At 47.8% G+C, this 18,986-nt stretch carries 15 protein-coding genes, 1 tRNA gene and 1 riboswitch; of the genes, 12 read left to right on the top strand and 4 right to left on the bottom strand.

What is annotated here, in order from left to right:
- Window positions 1-61: 61 nt before the first annotated feature.
- The 9 genes from ACO0LB_RS09970 to ACO0LB_RS09930 all read left to right on the top strand — a co-directional run bounded on the left by ACO0LB_RS09970 (window position 62) and on the right by ACO0LB_RS09930 (window position 10,218).
- Window positions 62-5,683 carry a phage tail length tape measure family protein gene (locus tag ACO0LB_RS09970; RefSeq protein WP_423048941.1) on the top strand — a complete coding sequence of 1,874 codons (5,622 nt, stop codon included), beginning with the start codon at window positions 62-64 and terminating at the stop codon, window positions 5,681-5,683.
- Entirely contained in the window at window positions 5,680-6,567 is an 888-nt protein-coding gene (locus tag ACO0LB_RS09965) for a hypothetical protein (RefSeq protein ID WP_423048940.1), read from the top strand. Before ACO0LB_RS09970 ends, ACO0LB_RS09965 begins: the two co-directional genes overlap by 4 nt.
- Before the next feature lie 77 nt (window positions 6,568-6,644).
- Window positions 6,645-8,084: a hypothetical protein gene (locus tag ACO0LB_RS09960; RefSeq protein WP_423048939.1), complete on the top strand. Its 1,440-nt coding sequence runs from the start codon at window positions 6,645-6,647 to the stop codon at window positions 8,082-8,084.
- The gene (locus tag ACO0LB_RS09955; protein ID WP_423048937.1) at window positions 8,084-8,374 is read left to right on the top strand and encodes a hypothetical protein; all 291 of its coding nucleotides are present in this window, start codon (window positions 8,084-8,086) and stop codon (window positions 8,372-8,374) included. Before ACO0LB_RS09960 ends, ACO0LB_RS09955 begins: the two co-directional genes overlap by 1 nt.
- Before the next feature lie 26 nt (window positions 8,375-8,400).
- Entirely contained in the window at window positions 8,401-8,874 is a 474-nt protein-coding gene (locus tag ACO0LB_RS09950) for a hypothetical protein (protein ID WP_423048935.1), read from the top strand.
- Window positions 8,861-9,049 carry a hypothetical protein gene (locus ACO0LB_RS09945; protein ID WP_423048933.1) on the top strand — a complete coding sequence of 63 codons (189 nt, stop codon included), beginning with the start codon at window positions 8,861-8,863 and terminating at the stop codon, window positions 9,047-9,049. The genes ACO0LB_RS09950 and ACO0LB_RS09945 overlap by 14 nt, the downstream gene beginning before the upstream one ends.
- Entirely contained in the window at window positions 9,036-9,521 is a 486-nt protein-coding gene (locus ACO0LB_RS09940; protein ID WP_423048931.1) for a glycoside hydrolase family 108 protein, read from the top strand. The genes ACO0LB_RS09945 and ACO0LB_RS09940 overlap by 14 nt, the downstream gene beginning before the upstream one ends.
- Window positions 9,514-9,909, top strand: coding sequence for a hypothetical protein (locus tag ACO0LB_RS09935; protein WP_423048929.1), 396 nt, complete (start codon window positions 9,514-9,516; stop codon window positions 9,907-9,909). Before ACO0LB_RS09940 ends, ACO0LB_RS09935 begins: the two co-directional genes overlap by 8 nt.
- A gap of 63 nt (window positions 9,910-9,972) precedes the next feature.
- Complete coding sequence (locus tag ACO0LB_RS09930) at window positions 9,973-10,218, top strand: hypothetical protein (protein WP_423048927.1); 246 nt, start codon at window positions 9,973-9,975, stop codon at window positions 10,216-10,218.
- Window positions 10,219-10,321: 103 nt separating this feature from the next.
- Here the strand turns inward: ACO0LB_RS09930 and ACO0LB_RS09925 are convergent, their stop codons facing one another.
- The 4 genes from ACO0LB_RS09925 to hpaR all read right to left on the bottom strand — a co-directional run bounded on the left by ACO0LB_RS09925 (window position 10,322) and on the right by hpaR (window position 12,100).
- Window positions 10,322-10,738, bottom strand: a complete 417-nt coding sequence (locus ACO0LB_RS09925) for a type II toxin-antitoxin system HicB family antitoxin (protein WP_423048925.1) — start codon at window positions 10,736-10,738, stop codon at window positions 10,322-10,324.
- A 65-nt stretch (window positions 10,739-10,803) separates the two neighbouring features.
- Entirely contained in the window at window positions 10,804-11,022 is a 219-nt protein-coding gene (locus tag ACO0LB_RS09920) for a type II toxin-antitoxin system HicA family toxin (RefSeq protein ID WP_423048923.1), read from the bottom strand.
- Between the two features lie 308 nt (window positions 11,023-11,330).
- Window positions 11,331-11,406: transfer RNA gene (locus ACO0LB_RS09915), tRNA-His, on the bottom strand.
- Between the two features lie 178 nt (window positions 11,407-11,584).
- Window positions 11,585-12,100 carry a homoprotocatechuate degradation operon regulator HpaR gene (gene hpaR, locus ACO0LB_RS09910; RefSeq protein ID WP_423048921.1) on the bottom strand — a complete coding sequence of 172 codons (516 nt, stop codon included), beginning with the start codon at window positions 12,098-12,100 and terminating at the stop codon, window positions 11,585-11,587.
- Between the two features lie 228 nt (window positions 12,101-12,328).
- Between hpaR and ACO0LB_RS09905 the strand changes: the two genes are divergently transcribed.
- From ACO0LB_RS09905 to ACO0LB_RS09895, 3 genes are all read left to right on the top strand, one after another.
- Window positions 12,329-13,270: a bestrophin family protein gene (locus ACO0LB_RS09905; protein WP_423048919.1), complete on the top strand. Its 942-nt coding sequence runs from the start codon at window positions 12,329-12,331 to the stop codon at window positions 13,268-13,270.
- A 238-nt stretch (window positions 13,271-13,508) separates the two neighbouring features.
- Complete coding sequence (locus tag ACO0LB_RS09900) at window positions 13,509-15,056, top strand: acetyl-CoA hydrolase/transferase family protein (protein WP_423048917.1); 1,548 nt, start codon at window positions 13,509-13,511, stop codon at window positions 15,054-15,056.
- Between the two features lie 360 nt (window positions 15,057-15,416).
- Window positions 15,417-15,502: riboswitch (cyclic di-GMP riboswitch) on the top strand.
- A 56-nt stretch (window positions 15,503-15,558) separates the two neighbouring features.
- Window positions 15,559-18,222 (top strand): putative Ig domain-containing protein, encoded by a 2,664-nt coding sequence (locus ACO0LB_RS09895; protein ID WP_423048915.1) that lies wholly within the window; start codon window positions 15,559-15,561, stop codon window positions 18,220-18,222.
- Window positions 18,223-18,986: the final 764 nt, after the last annotated feature.

Raw genomic sequence — 18,986 nt, 5'->3', positions numbered from 1 at the left:
TGAGCGGGTTTTTTTACGTTCACAGCCAGCCTAATCGCTGGCATTTTTATTGGAATTCAATATGTCAGAAGTTGCAAACCTTGTCATTGCTATTGACTCTACCAGTGCCAATAAAGCGTTTGTTGACGTTGATAAGCTGACTGATGCATCCGAAAAATTAGATAAAGCCACTGACGATTTAGGCAAAACATCAGAGCGCACAAGTAACCTCATTGGCCGTCAAAACGAGCAGATGACGCAAAAGAGAAAGGTTACTGATGATGTCACCGACGCTGGGCAGCGTTATATCAAAGCCTTGCAACTCGAATTTGACATGCTGGATAAAACGCGTGCGCAGATTGAACGTGCTAATGCGATCGCTCAGCAATTTTCTCAGTCTGAAGTAAATAAAGCAGCGGCACTAGGAGCGGCTATTGAAAAATTTCAAGCGCAAGAGCGAGTTGCAAGTGAATTTGCGAAGTCTCAAGACTCCGCTACTCGTAAGGCAGATGAATTCATTGCTAGCCTGAAGCGTCAGGCTGAAACGCTGAATATGACTAAGCAGGAAATGCTTGCATACCAAGCTGCACAAATGGGTGTGTCCAAAGAAGCTGCGCCATTTATTGACAAGTTAGGCGGTGCGGAGCAGGGCATGCACAAGATGAATTTTGCCACTGCCGGTGCTCGGCGCGAGTTGCTAGTCCTTGCACACGAAGCTAGCCAAGGTCAATGGTCTCGCTTTGGTGGGTCACTTATGGTTCTGGGTGAGCGTACTGATGCTCTAGGCCTACTTTTTAGTAGCACTGGTATGGCAATCGGTGCTGCGGCTGTTGCTGTTGGTGCATTTGCTGTTGCTGCTGTAATGGGAGCAAAGGAGACAAGCGAATTCAATAAGCAACTCGATATTACTGGTGGTTATGCTGGCATTACTAAAGGTCAGTTTGATGGAATGGCTGCATCTATCGCTAATTCTGCGCATGTCGGAATTGGTTCCGCAAAAGAAGCTATGCAAGGTTTGGTTAGCACAGGCCGGTTTACTGCAGATAGCTTTGATCTTGTCTCAAAAACTGCGATTGATTTTGCGCATCAATCTGGCAACTCCACGGAAGATGTTATCAAAGATTTTGTGAAGATGACCGACGGGGTGACGAAATGGGCATCTGAACATAACAAGCAGTACCACTTTCTCTCTGCTGCACAGTATGAGCATATAGCTGCACTGGAAAAAGAAGGTAAAACCAGTGAAGCAATCAAGATAGCTATGCAAGCACTTGATGATCAAATGAAGACTCAAGTTCAAAACCTAGGATTACTTGAGCGGGCATGGGACGCTACAAAAGGGGCGATGAGTTCCTTTTGGGACGGGCTTAAAAGTATTGGGCGTGCCTCAACATCAGAGGATGTAATCGCATCTGCTCAAAAAAATATTCAGGCTCTTAATAATCAACTTCGCGATGGCGATCAAAGCAGGACAGCACAATTAATAAGAGCGCAAATTGCCGAGCAACAAGCTGTTATTGATAACGCCAACGAAACAAAGCGATTCGCAGAGAGGGCTGCACTTCTAAAATCAGAAGTTACGCAGCGTCAAGATGCTGGCATCAAGGCGATAGAAGCAAGTAATAAGTGGAAAGAAGCGCATCTTTCTCAAAGCGAAACAGAAAAAAAATTAATTAAAGAATATGAAGATGGACAAAAAGCAATCAGAGCGGCTGGCGGACTGACAGCGGACACTGATGCAGAACGTACTGCGCGCTTATCTCAAATACATGAAGAAGCATTTGGCAAAGAGAAAAAGGCAAGGATTGCTGGCATGGATGACCGGGCAAAAATCCTTGCTGGGCAATTGGCAGCTGATCAAGCGCAAATTGAAGAGGCTAGAAGTCAAAATACTGCATTGCAGAAGTTGGATGATTTGCGCCATCAATATGGTGACTTATCAGATAAGGACTACTACCAAAACAAAACGGAGCGTGCACTTGCATATGAAAAAATTCAGATTGATGGATATAACAAACAATTAGCAGATTTAGCTGCATTTAACGCAAAAACAAAAGTTGAAATCCAGGATAAAGCGAATAAAGAATTTGAGATTCGAAGAAGCCTTAGCGCGGCTGAGCGAGATTTTGCAAATCATGAAAAATTGTTTGCAGAACAAGCTTTATATGCAGAACGAGCAGCGACAGAAGAAAAACTTGGCATTACTGATAAGCAAATCGATTCACTCAAAAAGTTAATTGATACCGAAAAGCAAAAGCTTGATCAAATCGGGATGAGCAAGTCTCAAGTTGAGGCGCTTGCATCAGCAAAATACCTTGATTCAGCAGCGTCAGATGAGCAAACAGCAGCTGTATATCGCTCAATCATTGGCGATATGGGCTATAGCGCTGAGCTGGATAAATTAGCTGCAAAATTAGAGGCGTCAGCAGCACTTAAGCGCGGCCTTGCTCAGGTAAAAGAAGACCAATCGCTTAAACAATCAATTATTGACGCCGGTAACGAAGCATTAGCACAAGCCAAAAAAGCCGAAACAGCATGGGAGACATCAAACAAAGCTATCGGCGATGGCTTGTATAACGCATTGGGCCGTGGCGGAGAGACGGCGATCAAAAAGCTGATTCAAGATGCTAAATCATGGTTTGCGCGACTTGTTTTAAACCCGATCATTGCACCAATCTCTGCATTCGGGGCATCTATTATCAATCCTACGGCAGCAAGTGCGCAGGGTGGCTCTGCCCAAAGTTTGGTGTCTGGCGCTGGAAATCTGTATGGCTTAGCAAACATTGGCACATCAATTTCAGCAGGATTTGCAGGTATTTCTCAAGGCATCGGCACAGGGCTGGAAGCCATTGGCACCAAATTGGGCTCGACGCTGATTGAGAATTTCGGCATAGGTATGCAAGTTGGGCAAGGTGGACTATCAGCCTCTGCCGTGAGCATGGGATTGCCAGGTGCTTCTGCCGGTTCTACGGTAGCTAGTGCATTGCCATACGTCGGTATTGCAGCCGCAGCTGCTGCGATTCTGTACAAAGGCTTATCAATGGGTGACAAGAAGATCACCGGTCAAACCTTGTCCGGTACGCTCGGTACGCAGGACTTGTCCCGTAATGTCAACTGGTCACAATCAGGCGGCTTCCTACGCTCTGATCGTTCTGGTACGTGGTCTTATGGTTTAAGTGATAACACCGCCATTGCGGATGGCGTGAAATATACAGACCCAGCAAATGCAGCCGGTGATAAAAATTTATTGAAACTCATTACTGGCACGTATGACTCACTAAAATCAGCCAGCGCAGATTATGCAAAAACACTAGGTATTGATGGGGCATACCTTGCGACTCGCACGCAAGAAATCAGCGGCTCTCTTGGGAAAACAGCAGACGAGATTAATAAAAATCTGACCGAGATTTTTGGCAATGTAAGTAACGATATCAGTACTGAATTACTTAATATTGATAGTAATGTTGGTGGCGGCCTGAAGGCATTGGCGCTGGATGGGGAAAGTGCATCAGTAACACTGACACGTCTTGCCACTGATCTGACTCAAGTCAATGCTGTATTTTCAATGCTCGGCGTATCTGCACTTGATGCAAGCGGCAAAGGCGCGGCGGCAGCTGAGTCACTGATCAGCGCTTTCGGTAGCCTGGCGACAATGCAGACAGCAAGCAAATCGTATTTTGACAACTACTACTCTGACGCAGAAAAGCTGGCGCTGACAACGAAGCAAGTTAGCCAAGCATTTGCAGATGCAGGCGTAGCTATGCCAAAAACGCGTGAAGAATTGCGCGTCATGGCAGATGCGGCGATGAAGGCTGGCGATGATAAAACCTACGCGGCCATCATCAAGCTGTCCGCTGGTTTCGCCTCAATCACACAGACAGCGACAGCGGCAGCAGATGCAGTTGCTGCTCAGGCCGTAGCGCAGGCATCGTCTGAGCGTGCGTTTTATGTCGCGAATCGCCAAGCCGCTGACGCGGCAACGGCAGCAATCAAAGCGGCATCTGATGCGGCATTTAAAACACTGTCTGACAGCGTAGCAGCGGGGATGCAAACAATGATCCGCGCTGGTGACGCTCGCGCTGCAGTTGCGGCGCAAATGTCGGTGACGCGTATCGATCCGGGACAGTACACGCGTCAAGATGGCTCATTCAATGCTGGTGCTTACAACGCATTGGCAGCAGTCAATCAGGCCAAGATTGCAAAAGAACTGGCGAACGCTGCCAGTGCTGATGCGATCAATGTGCAGGATGTGACCAAGTTCTTTGGCGCGGCCTACGCTGGTATCGATTGGGATTCGATACGCGGTAGCATCGGTGGCGGTATCGCTGCTGATGCTGGCGTAAAAATGGGGACGTTAGTATCGCAGATACTCACGCCGCTGATTAACGTCGGCATCGATAAGGTAGTCGAACAGCAGTACATGCCAAACGGCGCTGGCATCGCTGGCGTGGGTGCTGCTACTCGTAGCTTGGATTTTGTGAGCCGCGACGGGCAGGGCGCAGATGTCATCGCATATAAGCAGGCCATCGACGGTCTGACAGGCGCGATGCAGAATAGCCGTATCACTGCTGACGACTACGCCTCCGGCATGAAATCCGTTAATAAACTGATGGGTGATGCCATCACGTTAGTGACCGGATCATTGGCGGAACGCGAAGCATTGCAGCGTGAGCGGGTTGCAGCAGCGACAGCGAATCTGGAGCATTCCGGACTCGATAGTATTGCGTACTACTTTAGTCAAATCGGCAAATCTGTCAGTGACATGGCAACGGCAGCAGTAGCAGCAGTCACGCCACTGGCGCAAGTCAATGCGTCGATTGGTCGACTGACGTCGTTATCTGATGTCATGCGTATTTCTGCGGATGCTGCGCTGGTGAGTGGTGGGAAAGACTTCACTGCAGGGCAATCTACCAGCGTGCAAAACGCTCAGATCGTGGCAGCGGCAGCAGCAAAAGCGGCAGCGAGTATTACTACTGCAGATGCAGCGGCAGCGGCAAAAGCATTGGCGAATAAATCCAGTTTTTCTAATGTCGATGCTACGCAGCTGCGGGATATCAGCATGCTGCTCGATGGCCTGAAGCAGTTTGACAGCAATTCATTCGAAGCATCATTTTTACGCATGAACGATGCGCTGAATAAAGGTGTTGTCACTGCTGCACAGTATCAAGACTTGTTCGCACAGGGTTTGAATACGTATAACGGGCTTGATTCTGTCACGCAATCGTTGACAACCAGCATGACAGCGTTGCGCGATGCGATGAGTGGCTTTGCCGATTCTTTGCTGATCAATCAAGGAAAAACAACGCTGACGACAAATCAAACGCTTGACGAGTTGATGCGACAGTATGAGGTCGCTAAGACGAGCGCGATGACTGGTGATTCAACATCGATCAATAAATACGAGTCACTTGCTAACAGCCTGCTCAACAAGAGCATGTACGAGAGCGAGGCGTCATACAACGTCGCATTCGGGAAAGTAGTGGGTGATGCGCAAAGCCTTGAGTCATTCGCAACAAACACGATTGCATCGACGAATGGACAAAACGTCGTTGATGAACTTAAACGTAACAACGATGCACTGTTGTCGCGTGTCGACGAGTTAGAAAACATGCTCATGACAGGGCTGGCGCAAATCGCACGTAACACTGCAAAAACCAGTGCAGGCATTGATCAAATTAATATCGCGGGTATCCCAACATCATGAAATTAATCAGACCAATTGCCATTACATCTGGGATTGTCACAGCAAATACAGCGACAGATGCTTATGCGGCATACGTTGCTGGTACTACCTATGCACTGGGCGATTTCGTAACGTACAGCAAGCGATCGTATCAATCGCTGCAAGCAACAAATGCCGGCCATACGCCAGGTATCGCAGCATCAGCGACTTGGTGGGCAGATGTTGGTCCGGCGAATAGCTGGGCAGTGTTTGATAACCAAGTCAGCACACAAACAGTCGCAGCGAGCCCTTGGAGCTTCACGCTCACAGGTGTGACTGCTGATGGACTCGCGCTGCTAAACATTAATGCCACCAGCGTCAATGTCACAGCAACAAAAGATGGTGTAACGATCTATAACAACACCGTTAACTTACTCGATACAAGCGTTGTGACGAACTGGGCAGAGTATTTTTTTAATGCACCCGAGTTCAAGACGGAATTGATGTTAACGGATATTCCACCGCCGCCAGGGCTTGTTATCACAGCCACGGTATCGCGCACTGGCGGCGGAAATGTCAGCGGTGGGCTAGTCAGTTGCGGGCGCGTACTTGATGCTGGAAGTGAGCAGCATGGATTAAAACGCGAGGGTATTGACTATACCAAAGTCACATTTGATGAATTTCAAAATGTGACAATTGGCACTCATCGATATGTTCGCAAATTCAGCACACAGGCTGCAATCGACAATGGGAAATTTGATGCCATAGCTAACAGACTCGATAGCTTGGCTAGCACTCCATTGGTCATTTCCGGTGGTAATAGCCTATATAACTCACTCATTTTATACGGCCTGCTGACGTATTCGATTGATCTAAAAACACCCAAATATTCGTATGTCACCTATGAAGCGAAAGGCCTGATATGACAATCCCAGCAGTACCGGTAGTGCCCAACCCAAACACATCAACATTTGCGACAGATGCCTATGCCTTCACAGTCTGGATGGCTTCTGCAGCACCAATGTTCGATGCGGCGACCACGCAAGTCAATCAAGCACTGGTGCAGTCGCTACTTGGCGTGACAGGTACAAGTACGACATCGAACACGATTGGCACTGGAGCTAAGACGTTCACGACGCAGACAGGGCTTGGTTTTCCTATCGGCATGCCCGTTAAATTCACTGATGTGACGAACGTCAGTAACTACATGAAGGGCACGATTACCGGCTACAACTCTGGCACTGGCGCATTGAGCGCAACTATTGCAACAACCAACGGCAGCGGAACGATCGCAAATTGGCAGATCGCGTTTGATGTGCCTTCAGGTAGTTCTGGTTATGTTCCTGTCGGTGGATTAGTACCATTCAAAAACTTAGGTTCTAGTTTTACAGATAATGGGGCTACATGGTTGAAAGCAGGTGTAATAGCCACTTCCGCAACTTATCCACTTGCGCCAAGCGTCACGATATTGGATGGAACAACTTGGGTGGCTAAAACTGGTGTAAGCATTACTGGAGGACCGGTAATGGCTTCTTCAGGTACCGGTACGGTCATAGCTACTAATGCTGCATCTTCAGTATCCTCATATATTGTATCTACGGACGGAGGGGCAAGTTGGGCTACGCAGACCTTACCTGCGTCAGGCATATTTGCGGTGGTATGGTGTGGCACTTACTTCTTGCTTATCAACTCTGGTGGAAGTTCTGGTAGCTTCTATACTTCAACTACTGGACTTACTGGTTCGTGGACATTATTCAGCGTCCCAGTAGCTAATTACAGAGGTTTCGCTTACGGTGCAAACGGTTGTGTAGTCACTACTGATACCACAGCTGGAATATTGATAACCTCAAGCACCGCCTACACTAACATCACCTTACCAGTTGCTCAGTTGACTGGAGCTTATGGTAATGGCATGTATCTAATGTACACACAGACTGCATATACCAGTACGATGTACAAGAGTTTCAACGGTAGTGTCTTTTTCAGCATCACCGCTCCTCAAGTGATTTACGGGGCATTCAGCATATATTACCCACCTAGTCTGGTATTTGGTAACGGGGTATTCATGTACCTATACCCGCCGCAGGGAGGTTCATCAGGTTTTACCACGCCTGACGGCATTACATTTTCGACCTTTAACTCTGGTCTACCATCTAACGCAGCATACCTACTATTTGGTGGTGGATCATTTGTCCTGATTAATAACTTCGGTACTGTAATATCGTGGGTATCCAAAGATAATGGTGTTACCTGGACAGCCGGCACATCTGTGAGTGGTAATTCCTTCATGGCTAACTACACTGGTGCAGGTTTTGCGTGCCTTGTTCCTAACTCTACAACTGCGTACCAATCCGTCTCTGGTGGAACCTACACAGATACCGCTAAAGCCTTGTTCGCAGATTCGCCAGCAAACACCCGCCCTTACTACATGAGAGTCGCATAATGACACACTTAATTGAAGTCGATACCGGTATCCCCGATACACCAAGAGTCCCTGAAGCCATTGCGATGTGGCAAGCTCGCACAGTGCTTATTGAAGCCGGCTTGCTTGATGATGTAAATACTTTCCTAGCCAACATTCCTGATGAAGTTGCTAGAAAGAAAGCGCAGGCGAAGTGGGAATTTTCAAACACAGTACGCCGCGATGATTCTCTGCTCTCTGCTGTCGTTGCATCGATGGGGATCACTAATGCGCAGTTAGATTCATTATTTATCACTGCCGCCGCGCTGTAATTTCAAAATAAATTTTGGAGAGTGACATGCGAATTGCATTCTATGCGGCAAATCATGATGGCTTGCCCGGTATTTACAATCGGCTCGTGAAATGGTGGACGCGCGGACGGTATTCACACGTAGAAATTCTGTTCACTGATGGATTATGTGCATCGTCATCGTTTATGGACGGGGGAGTCCGATTCAAGCATATCGATCTGGATATTAAAAAATGGGAGTTCATCACGGTGCCCGATGAGCTTGAGCCAGCAGCACGGGCATGGTTTGAGCAACATCAGGGGCAAAAATATGATGTATTGGGGAATGTTCATTTTATTTTATCCATTGTGGTCGGTGAAAAACGCAAATGGTTCTGCTCAGAAGCTGTGGCCGCTGCGCTTGGTATCAGGGAACCCTGGCGATTCGATCCAAATAGATTAGCTGCAATACTCAGATCAATGCCGCCCGAGGGCGGTTTTTTTACGACTACGAAAAAGAAGAGTGCGCATGGACGAGATTAAACATTACATCGATCTAGCGTCCATCGCTGCAACGATCGGGTCACTCGCTGGTATGTTGCCGCCGCTAGCTGCGCTGGCATCGATTTTATGGATTGCATTTCAGTTTTATCACTCTGCCCCTATGAAAGAGTGGCGGGCAGAGCGAAAGGAACGGTTAAAAAATGAGCAAATTTGATGTTGTGATGGATGAGGACGTTCTGCCTGCAGAAGGTGGCTACGTGAATGACTTACGTGATCCTGGTGGTGAAACAAAATTCGGGATTAGCAAACGTACATATCCAAATTTGAATATTTCTGGATTGACGCTTGATGATGCAAAGCGAATTTATAAGCGCGATTTCTGGGATGTATTGCAACTCGATGGCGCCCCACTTTCAATTGCTCGACACCTCATGGATGCCGCTGTTAATTCAGGTGTGCAGGGAGCAATTCGGATGCTGCAACGAGCCGTTGGCGTTGCTGATGATGGCCATGTTGGCCCCGTAACACAAGCAGCAATTGCCAAGATGCAGACACATGACATTGTGATGCGGTTCGATGCCGAGCGGATGGAGTACATGACTCGATGTTCTGGATGGCCGACGTATGGCAAAGGGTGGGTTCTCCGTATTTGTCGGTTACTACGTAAAGGAGCGCAAGATGTTTGAAAGGCTATCGTCGTTTTATAACGTGTTCCGTGCTGGTCAGTCTGTCGCTGATGCAGTGAAACTGAAAAACAAGCAGCTGATTCTGAACGCACTGGTTGCATTGTTTAGTGGTGTTATCGGGATCGGGAAAATATATGGCTATGATTTTCATCTCACGCCGGATGATATTACGCATATCGCTGGTGTTGGTGCTGTGCTTATCGGGCTGTTCAACGCTGGCGCCACTGTTGCATCAACAGACAAAATCGGCATTCTGCCAGCCCGACAACCCGATCCAGCAGAGCAGCCAGCAGTGCCAGACGTGGTTACGACTACATCACCAGAACCAGTGCTCAGTGAGTCTGCGCCCCATCAGTACAGGTCTATCTGGGATAACCCGGGCGGCTGACTACATCGAGTCCATAGATGGACTACAAATTTCAACGAAGTGCCACTATTGAAAGAGAATGACATGAATACATTTATGATTTTTTTACAGCTGCTGACGTGGTTGGAGCAGAACAAAGACACGATTAAAAAGATTGTGCTGCAAATCGAAGCGCTGATTCCTGATGCGCCGGGTAATCAGAAGGCCGCAGCAGTACGTGGCGCTATAGCGTCTGCGATGAACATTGAAAGCGGTATTGAGCAAGCCTGGCCGCTGATTCAGCCGATTTTCAATCTGATCGTCGCGAGTGTTAAAAAGCCAGTTGCCTGAGTCCATTAACAGATACTGAGAGTATCCGGGGAGTAGTTTGTTGAAAAAAAATGTACAGACGTTTGCAATATGAATAAAGCCCGGATCTACCGGGCTTTATTATTTACGCGAAGCTGATTTCTATCGTTTTTCCAAGTGCTTTTGCGGCTGACTGGATTGCGTCGATTTTTGTCACGTGATGCAGATCAACAAGGCGATTTACAGTCTGAGGCGAAGTATCGAGTCGTCTGGCCAGCTCGGCTGGTGTAACTTTCTGATGCAGCATTTCATTCAATAACAGCACTTTTGCTGCTGCGGACAGCGGCAACTCGATTAAGTATTCACCTGGTAGCGGTGCTGATGGCAACGTAACTGGTCGTGAATCTTCAAAATAAAAGTCCATCGCGCTGAGTAATACCTCGGCAGCCATCTCACTGGCTTCTTCTAATGTTTCGCCTTGTGTGATTGCTTCAGGAATATCTCTGAATGTAACGACATATCCGCCGTCCGTATCCTCTGCAAATTTTGCTGGATATTTCATATGGGTTCCTAATAAATAATTGGTGCAGCTTGTGAGTCGAGGATAAACCCCTTTCGGGGCTTACCTTATTTTATGTTCAGTTGTTTTTTAACACCTTCGACCAACCCCGTTTTTAATTCTTTGCTCGGGTGTCTTGGTAGGTGACTTTGCTTCCCGTTCAAGTAGACTTTTAAGTGATTCGTTCCATCTTTAAAAGTTGCTCCCTGATCTTTTAGCCACCGCACAAACTCACTTTGTTTCACTGCACCTCCATGTGTTGTTTCGATGGAGTTAATTATAAACATAAATGTTTATAATATCAATGTATTTATAAACTAATTTGTTTATTTAAATTCAGCATTGACGCAAAAAAGCCTGGGCATCCGGCCTTTAACGTTTCAGTGGCAATTATCTTGCGAATATAGGGATTTATACGGCGACAAACATTTTGCAAACGGGGGACAAACTTGGTGCGCCGTTACAGAGGGGCATAAAAAAAGCCCAGATTTTCATCGGGCTTTTTTCATCGCGTTGTAAAGTTTTAATTTTCGTTGTAAAGTTTACGAAAATAAGTTATCCACAGCGCGTAAGTACTTGATACTTATAGAAATAGTGGGGTGGACGATGGGGCTCGAACCCACGACAACAGGAATCACAATCCTGGACTCTACCAACTGAGCTACGACCACCACTGAAATCTTCTCTTGCTTGATCAGTAAGAGAGCCACGAATTATACGAGCATTTGCAGTTTCTGGCAACTGCTTTCTGTCCCGCACGTATCATTCGCCCGGCTAAGCGGTGTTGATGGTGCTAATACCGCCTCATTGTTATTGCGATGGTGAGTAAAAATGATGCTTGTCAGCATATTATTTTTTTATTCGCTTTGCTTTCTGCGTACTCATGGTGGTTTTGTTATGGATCATTTTATTTACAATGTCAACCTGCTGTACGCTGGATTCTGCTGCTGTAATGAACTCTTCAAGTTCCTGGATTAAATCGAGAATACCTTGTTTGCCTATCGATTTTTCTATGTGCTGGTATTGGCTGTCTATCATGGGAGCAATTTCGGTCATCAGTTCTGTACCGTGCGGAGAGAGGCTTACCAGTACGCGCCGCTGGTCGCCCTCCATGGGATTGCGGTGAATTAAATCGATTTCTTCCATTCTGGTCAGCACACCCGCCATGCTGGGGCTGAGTATCTGAGACAGCTCACATAACTCGCGCGGCTCCAGTTGTTGGTGTTCCGCCAGCAAACGTAAAATCCGCCATTGCTGATCCGTTAATCCAAAATGACTAAGAATTGGCCGAAAGTGTGCCATCAGTGATGCGCGTGCGCGTAAAAACAATTGTGGGAGGTTGCGGTTGGCGATTTTGTTTTTCATAGCTTTTTCCATTTTATCCTGTGCTTTAACGTCTTTATTCCATGCTGTCTTAAATCAATTTTAAATTCAAGTAAATTATACGGGTTGACTTACTTATATATTAGTGATTTAATTAGGTATATATTAGTGATAAATATGGGGTTCTTAACTTGATGTATTTATTGAGCTTGCCTGGGTTGATCTTGCCTTGGTCATCGTTATCGGTTCGTCTGATTTGGGATTGTTGTTGTGATTATTCGTGATCGTCCATCCGGCTTTCGTCTTTTTCTGCTGTTACGAGGTTCAGTTATGCCTCGTATTTTGCCGACATTGATCGTGAATATTGTGATTGCGACGTTAGTCACGTTGTCTCATGGTGATTTGTTTAAGCTCAAAATTACGCTGACAACGATTCCTTTCACCCTGATCGGTTTGCCCATCGCGATTTTTCTGGGTTTCAGGAACAATGCTGCTTATGACCGTTTCTGGGAGGGCCGGAAACTTTGGGGGGAGCTGGTATTGAGGAGTCGTAATTTGTCGCGTCAGTGTCTGACGTTGATCAGCGACCAAGCACCGGCAGCGGCGCAGAATGGTCTGAGCGATATACGTGTTCGCATGATTTATCGTGCAATTTTGTTCGCATATGCATTGCGTGACCTGCTACGGGAACAGGCCATCTCCCCGACATTAGGTTCTTTAGTCAGCAATGCAGAATGGCTGGGTTTGCAGAAGGCATTTAATAAACCAGATTTTTTGATGCGGCAGATGGGTGCTGATCTGGCGCAGTGTCTGAAAGAATCTCGTATTGATGCTTGTCTCGCAGCTTCTCTGGATGCAACCTTTTCTGCAATGACAGCAGCCTCTGCTTCTTGTGAGCGTATTAAAAATACGCCGATTCCATTTTCTTATACGTTGTTATTGCACCGTACCGCGTACATCTATTGTTTTTTATTGCCATTTGGTCTGGTGGATTCCATTGGTTTTATGACGCCTTTTGTGGTGGCAATTGTTGCTTACACTTTTTTTGGTCTTGATGCGTTGGGTGACGAGATCGAAGAACCTTTCGGCCTTGAGTCGAATGATTTGCCTCTGGATGCGATTTGTCGGGCAATCGAAATTGATTTGCGTGAAGCGTTGCAGGATCCTTGCGTGCCTGAACCTTTGCGGCCGGTCAATTATTGTCTGAGTTAAGCATTGTTGTGAATGTTGTTGCCAATAACGGCGCATAAAAACTGATGCTGATAAGTAGTGCTGAATCAGAACAGATAGGGTGAGCCTGTGTTCAATGCGTGAAGTTGTATTGAGTTACCGAGAACTTCACAGATTGGCTTAAGTGCGCGCTCTTGAATACATATCCGATTTTTGTGAGACGACCGAAGGCGGATATAAGCAGGGATTGATCAATCGTTTATCAGGTGAGGAGACCAGGATGTATAACAATTTTGAAGACCGTATTCGTCGCGCGGATTTGCGCCAGCTGATTACCAGTCCGGCAGAAGCCGCAGCCTGGATAGAAGATGGTATGACTGTTGGTATGAGTGGATTTACGCGGGCGGGCGATGCTAAAGTCGTGCCACTCGCGATTGCTGAGCGGGCGCGTCACGAGTCACTGAAAATCACTCTGATGACCGGTGCTTCCATGGGAAGCGATGTTGATAAAACGCTGACAGAAGCGCATGCGATTGCTCGCCGGATGCCATTTCAGGCTGACCCTGTGCTACGTGCCGCAATTAATCGTGGCGAAGTGATGTTTGTCGATCAGCATTTGTCTGAAACGGTAGAGTTATTGAGATCAGGACAGATTGCCCCTATCGATGTCGCCATTATTGAAGCGATTGCCATTACTGAAACAGGTGCGATTATCCCGACGACATCGGTCGGCAATAGCGCAAGTTTTGCGATACTCGCCGAGAAAGTCATTGTGGAAATCAATCTCACACAATCGCTGGAACTGGAAGGCTTACACGATATTTTTATCCCTAAACATCGCCCGCATCGTGAGCCGATTCCGCTGATTTCTGTCTGCGACAGAGTAGGTACAACCAGCATCAATATTCCACCAGAAAAAATTGTCGCGATTGTGATTACCGAAAAACTGGATAGTTCTTCGACGATTTTGCCACCGGATGAAGAAACGGATGCAATCGCACAGCATCTGGTTAATTTCTTCAAAAAGGAAGTGGCTGCCGGGCGTTTGACTAATAGTTTGTTGCCAATGCAGGCAGGTATCGGAACGATCGCGAACGCGGTAATGACGGGTTTTATAGACAGTCCTTTTGAGCATCTGACAATGTATTCAGAGGTATTGCAGGACTCAACATTTGATTTATTTGATGCCGGTAAACTCGATTTCGCCTCAGGTTCGTCAATCACGTTGTCGGCCCAAAAACATCAGGAAGTTTTTTCTGATATTGCCAAATACAAAGACCGCCTGGTATTACGTCCACAAGAAGTGAGTAATCATCCTGAACTGATCCGCCGTTTAGGGATTATCGCGATTAATACAGCGTTGGAAGCTGATATTTATGGCAATGTAAACTCCACGCATGTATCTGGTACACACATGATGAACGGTATCGGTGGCTCCGGCGATTTTGCCCGCAATGCCTATTTGTCCGTATTTGCAACCAAATCGACAGCCAAGGGAGGCAAGATATCCAGCATCGTGCCAATGGTGTCGCATGTCGATCATAATGAGCACGATGTCGATATTATCGTGACAGAAATTGGTCTGGCAGATTTGCGCGGGCTGGCACCACGCGAGCGTGCACAGGTCATTATTCGCCAATGCGTCGCAGAACCTTATCGTGCGATGCTGCTCGCGTATGTTGCTGAAGCGACTGAGCGTGGTGGTCATACTCCGCACGTACTGGAGAAAGCATTTGCCTGGCATAGCCGTTACCGTGAAACGGGTTCTATGTTGCCATTGGAGTTTGAATGCGTAGATGACGACGCCACTGCTTCGGTGATGGCTTAACGTAACTTTGTAGTCAGTCTCTGGTATTGATTTGCATGTTGGTATTGCTGTTTATACCACTCAATGTAAAGCAAGTTTTTTATGCCTGTCTTACCTGAGCAATATATGTAAAAAGTCACCGCATCTGATCGAAAGACAGATGCGGTTTTTTGATGAAGTGAAGGATAAGATTTATTGCTGTAATGAAAAGTTAAAAAGAAATGCCTTTCTGATTATCCTGTTGTTATTTTCTTGATTCTTGCACATCGTTGGTTCCAAATAACAATTGTTAACGGTTTTGTTTGGCTGAAAGTGTGGTTTTGCTCTTACAATTTGAGCTAATTACTTAAATTCAGATACCAATCACCCGATCAGTATCTGAAAACCCGAGGGCAAACTTGCTGAAAAGCGAGGACGCAAAACTTCCGGCCTACAGCGCTTTGCGCCACGGTAGCGGGGTCGCTAATCTTACTGTCTGGTGAGATTATCTGAGCAGCCCTCATCCTTATTGGAGCCTGAGGCTATGAGCAGAACAACTTCCTTGAACAAATTATCCCTTCCTGCGAAGAACTATGGCTGGATGACTGGCGTATGTGCAGCGCTGGTGTTGAGTGCTTGCGGCGGCGAGCAGACGGCTGAGCAAGCGCTGCCTGCGCTGAAACCGCAGGCAGAGATCGCGACTGGAACCACGACTTTTCAGATTGATGTGCCTGTTCTGCCCGCAGATGTTGCCGCGCAAATGGTGCAGCCATCATTTCATCTGGCTCCGGCGTTGCTGGCAGCACCAGACAATGCTGATGCGTCCAATAACACGGCAACGGCACGTATGCAGCCGCATCATCAGGAGTTGTCTGCTGAATTAAGAAATGTTTCATCCCGTCGTCTGAATCTGGCAGCGATTGAAGCGTTGCAGGTATCGGAAAATGTTGTCCGTCATCGTCGCATGCAAGCGGTTGCTCCGCAGGATACTGTGACGCCCATGGCAACAGGTGCTGTTGTAGCAACATACTCTCCTGCACAAATCAGAGCCGCTTACGGCCTGCCTGCTTTACCGGCGAGTTTTACAGGTTTGACGTCAACTCAGGCAGCGCAACTGGGCGCTGGTCAGACGATTTATATTGTTAACGCTAATCACGATCCAAGTCTGGTAGCGGAATTGACTGCGTTCAATCAAAAATTTGGTTTGCCAGCGTGTACGCTGAAGGCCATCGCAACCAGCACTACTCTGCCTTTGCCCGCAGCGTCGGCCACGACATGCGAATTGTCGGTCGTGTATGGTACGGCGAGCGGAACCATGATTGCTACTACGCCTGCTTACGATGCTGGTTGGGCTTCGGAAATCGCACTGGATGTGCAATGGGCGCATGCAACCGCACCCTTGGCACGCATTGTACTGATCGAAGCGCCTGATGCTTCCATGAACAATATGTTGGGTGCGATCAAGTTGGCGAATACGATGGGTCCCGGTATTGTCTCGATGAGTTTTGGTTCATTAGAGGGGAACTGGACTGCATCGGTGGATTCTACGTTTACTTCAGCGAAGATGACTTATCTGGCTGCAACGGGTGATACTGGTGCATCTGTGCAATGGCCTGCAGTGTCACCAAATGTGGTGGCTGTTGGTGGAACAAGCTTGACTTACTCAGGGTCTGGCGCTCGTACTGAAGTCAGTTGGTCGGGTACTGGCGGTGGTATCAGTTCTTACACACCTGTGCCTTCCTACCAGACAGCATCGGTGCCCGGAATGGGGACGTTAGCGCGTCGCGCGGTAGCCGACGTGGCTTTCAATGCAGATCCGTCTACGGGTCAGTATGTGGCGATGATTTCTCCGGGAAGCGCTACTGTGAACTGGGTCAGTGCTGGTGGCACGAGTTTGGCAACACCTCAGTGGGCAGGGATTATCGCGATCGCGAATGCATCCAGAGCCTTATCTTCTAAAGCAGCCTTAGGTACGCCTCATGCTGTTTTATATGGACAGATATCGACAGTGCCAGGCACTTATGCAGCTGCTTTTGCGGATATTACCAAGGGTAGTGATGGTACTTGTACCACTTGTACTGCCAAAGTTGGCTATGACCCTCTGAGCGGACTGGGAACGCCGAATGTCAGTAGTTTGCTGTCAACGCTGACGGGAGCATCGACCGCACCCGTCGTAACGGCGCCGGTTGTGACTGCAGCAGCGATCAGTGGCAAGGTCGGTACGGCGCTGTCATTTACCGTATCAGCCACTTCTGCCAACGCGTTAACCTATAGTCTGACAGGTGCTCCTGCCGGCATGTCTATCAGTACAGCCGGAGTCGTCAGCTGGGCAACACCAGTTGCTGGTACGTATGCGGTGACTGTGCTTGCCAAGGATAGCGTAACGGGTTTAACTGGTCAGGCAGTATATACCGTCACTATTACAGCAGCGACTGCACCGGTGATTACGGCCACAACAGTCAATGGAACCGTGGGTACGGCATTGTCGTTCACTGTTTCAGCAACGTCGTCGAATCCTTTGACTTACAGCCTCACTGGCGCACCTGCTGGTATGGCGATCAGTACCACAGGTGTGGTGACTTGGGCGACGCCTCTGGCCGGTAGCTATCCGGTGACCGTGGTGGTCAAGGACAGTAAAACTGGTTTGAGCAGTCAGGCCGTGTATACCGTTGTGATTGCTGCAGCGACTGCGCCAAAAGTATCGACGGCGAGTATTTCTGGTCAGGTTGGTGTTGCATTGTCCTTTACCGTGACTGCAACGTCAGCTAATCCAGTGACTTACAGTCTGACTGGTGCTCCAACTGGGATGGCCGTCAGCACTGCAGGTGTGGTCAGCTGGGCATCGCCTGTTGCCGGAACATATGCGGTGACCGTGGTCGCTAAAGATAGTAAAACTGGCCTAAGCGGGCAGGGCGTATATACCGTGACAGTAGTGGCTGCAGGGCTGACCGTCACTGCGCCGGCAATGACAGGTGTGGCTGGTAAAGCGATGTCAGGCAGTATCACGATTTCTGCTCCTGGAGCCACTGGTATTTCATTGTCTATCTCGAATGCCCCACTGGGCATGACATTTTCGATGAGCGGCTTAACTATTAATACCTACTGGGCCAGCCCTGTGACCGGTACTTATAGTATGGCAGTATCGGTAGTCGATTCGCTGGGTCGTAAAGCAAATGTGACTGTGCCAATTACCGTGACAGCTAAATAACGGGTAGCCCCCTTGTGGGGATTGCAGCAGAATCAAAAGCGACATCGGATGGTGTCGCTTTTGACTTTTGGAGCAAGGACGTTGAAGCCTGACTGCGGAGGGGCATTTGATTTGATCTGCGTCATACAGCAGTCATATACTTTTGATATGATTCTTCCTAGCTGCTGTACATGCAACCGATATGCCTGATGGTAGCGAGGTGTGCTTGGCTCTTACTCTCGAGAGCAAGCCCACCGACCAGACATAGATGCGCTCACTCTTACAACTGGAGTGAGCGCATTTTTATTTGTATGGCCTCTGCCTCTGTTGATGTTGATCCGGCTCCATATAGCCGCCGTATCTTGATCCACAGATATGTTTGTTGATGAGTCCCTGTCAGTGAAATACTGCGACGTGCCGTCTCATTTGATGCGGTGTTGGGCATGCCTGCCCGTTACTGCCCCTTGCTAATAATCTGTCAATGATCTGCCAGGCATTTTCTAATGCCGGCACGGCTGGTGTCGTTTTGTGTTCCTTCTTTCCTTTGGGTAATACGTTTTTCTTCTGTTGCACAATTTCAGGGCGAATGTCGCACTGAAAAAATGTTTGCAGCAAGGATTGCAGAAGCGAATGACATATTTTCACTGTTTTGGCTCATCGCCTTTTTTTTCTGGATGTACGTTCTGCCCAGAATGGTCTGTGGGGAGATCTAAGACGGGATTTTTTCACGGCAGAAGCATAATAAATACTCCCTGGTGTATTTATTAATCGCCTTTATTTACGTA

This window comes from Undibacterium sp. SXout7W, from assembly GCF_049339385.1.
In the GTDB taxonomy this organism is placed as follows: domain Bacteria; phylum Pseudomonadota; class Gammaproteobacteria; order Burkholderiales; family Burkholderiaceae_D; genus Undibacterium.
Note: the sequence above shows the minus strand (reverse complement) of the source record. Positions and strands in the feature narration are given on the sequence as shown.

Excerpts from the sequence above, each read along its gene's own strand:
- ACO0LB_RS09970 (WP_423048941.1), top strand. The coding sequence starts at position 62 with ATGTCAGAAGTTGCAAACCTTGTCATTGCTATTGACTCTACCAGTGCC.
- ACO0LB_RS09965 (WP_423048940.1), top strand. The coding sequence starts at position 5,680 with ATGAAATTAATCAGACCAATTGCCATTACATCTGGGATTGTCACAGCA.
- ACO0LB_RS09960 (WP_423048939.1), top strand. The coding sequence starts at position 6,645 with ATGGCTTCTGCAGCACCAATGTTCGATGCGGCGACCACGCAAGTCAAT.
- ACO0LB_RS09955 (WP_423048937.1), top strand. The coding sequence starts at position 8,084 with ATGACACACTTAATTGAAGTCGATACCGGTATCCCCGATACACCAAGA.
- ACO0LB_RS09950 (WP_423048935.1), top strand. The coding sequence starts at position 8,401 with ATGCGAATTGCATTCTATGCGGCAAATCATGATGGCTTGCCCGGTATT.
- ACO0LB_RS09945 (WP_423048933.1), top strand. The coding sequence starts at position 8,861 with ATGGACGAGATTAAACATTACATCGATCTAGCGTCCATCGCTGCAACG.
- ACO0LB_RS09940 (WP_423048931.1), top strand. The coding sequence starts at position 9,036 with ATGAGCAAATTTGATGTTGTGATGGATGAGGACGTTCTGCCTGCAGAA.
- ACO0LB_RS09935 (WP_423048929.1), top strand. The coding sequence starts at position 9,514 with ATGTTTGAAAGGCTATCGTCGTTTTATAACGTGTTCCGTGCTGGTCAG.
- ACO0LB_RS09930 (WP_423048927.1), top strand. The coding sequence starts at position 9,973 with ATGAATACATTTATGATTTTTTTACAGCTGCTGACGTGGTTGGAGCAG.
- ACO0LB_RS09925 (WP_423048925.1), bottom strand. The coding sequence starts at position 10,738 with ATGAAATATCCAGCAAAATTTGCAGAGGATACGGACGGCGGATATGTC.
- ACO0LB_RS09920 (WP_423048923.1), bottom strand. The coding sequence starts at position 11,022 with ATGTTTATAATTAACTCCATCGAAACAACACATGGAGGTGCAGTGAAA.
- hpaR (WP_423048921.1), bottom strand. The coding sequence starts at position 12,100 with ATGAAAAACAAAATCGCCAACCGCAACCTCCCACAATTGTTTTTACGC.
- ACO0LB_RS09900 (WP_423048917.1), top strand. The coding sequence starts at position 13,509 with ATGTATAACAATTTTGAAGACCGTATTCGTCGCGCGGATTTGCGCCAG.
- ACO0LB_RS09895 (WP_423048915.1), top strand. The coding sequence starts at position 15,559 with ATGAGCAGAACAACTTCCTTGAACAAATTATCCCTTCCTGCGAAGAAC.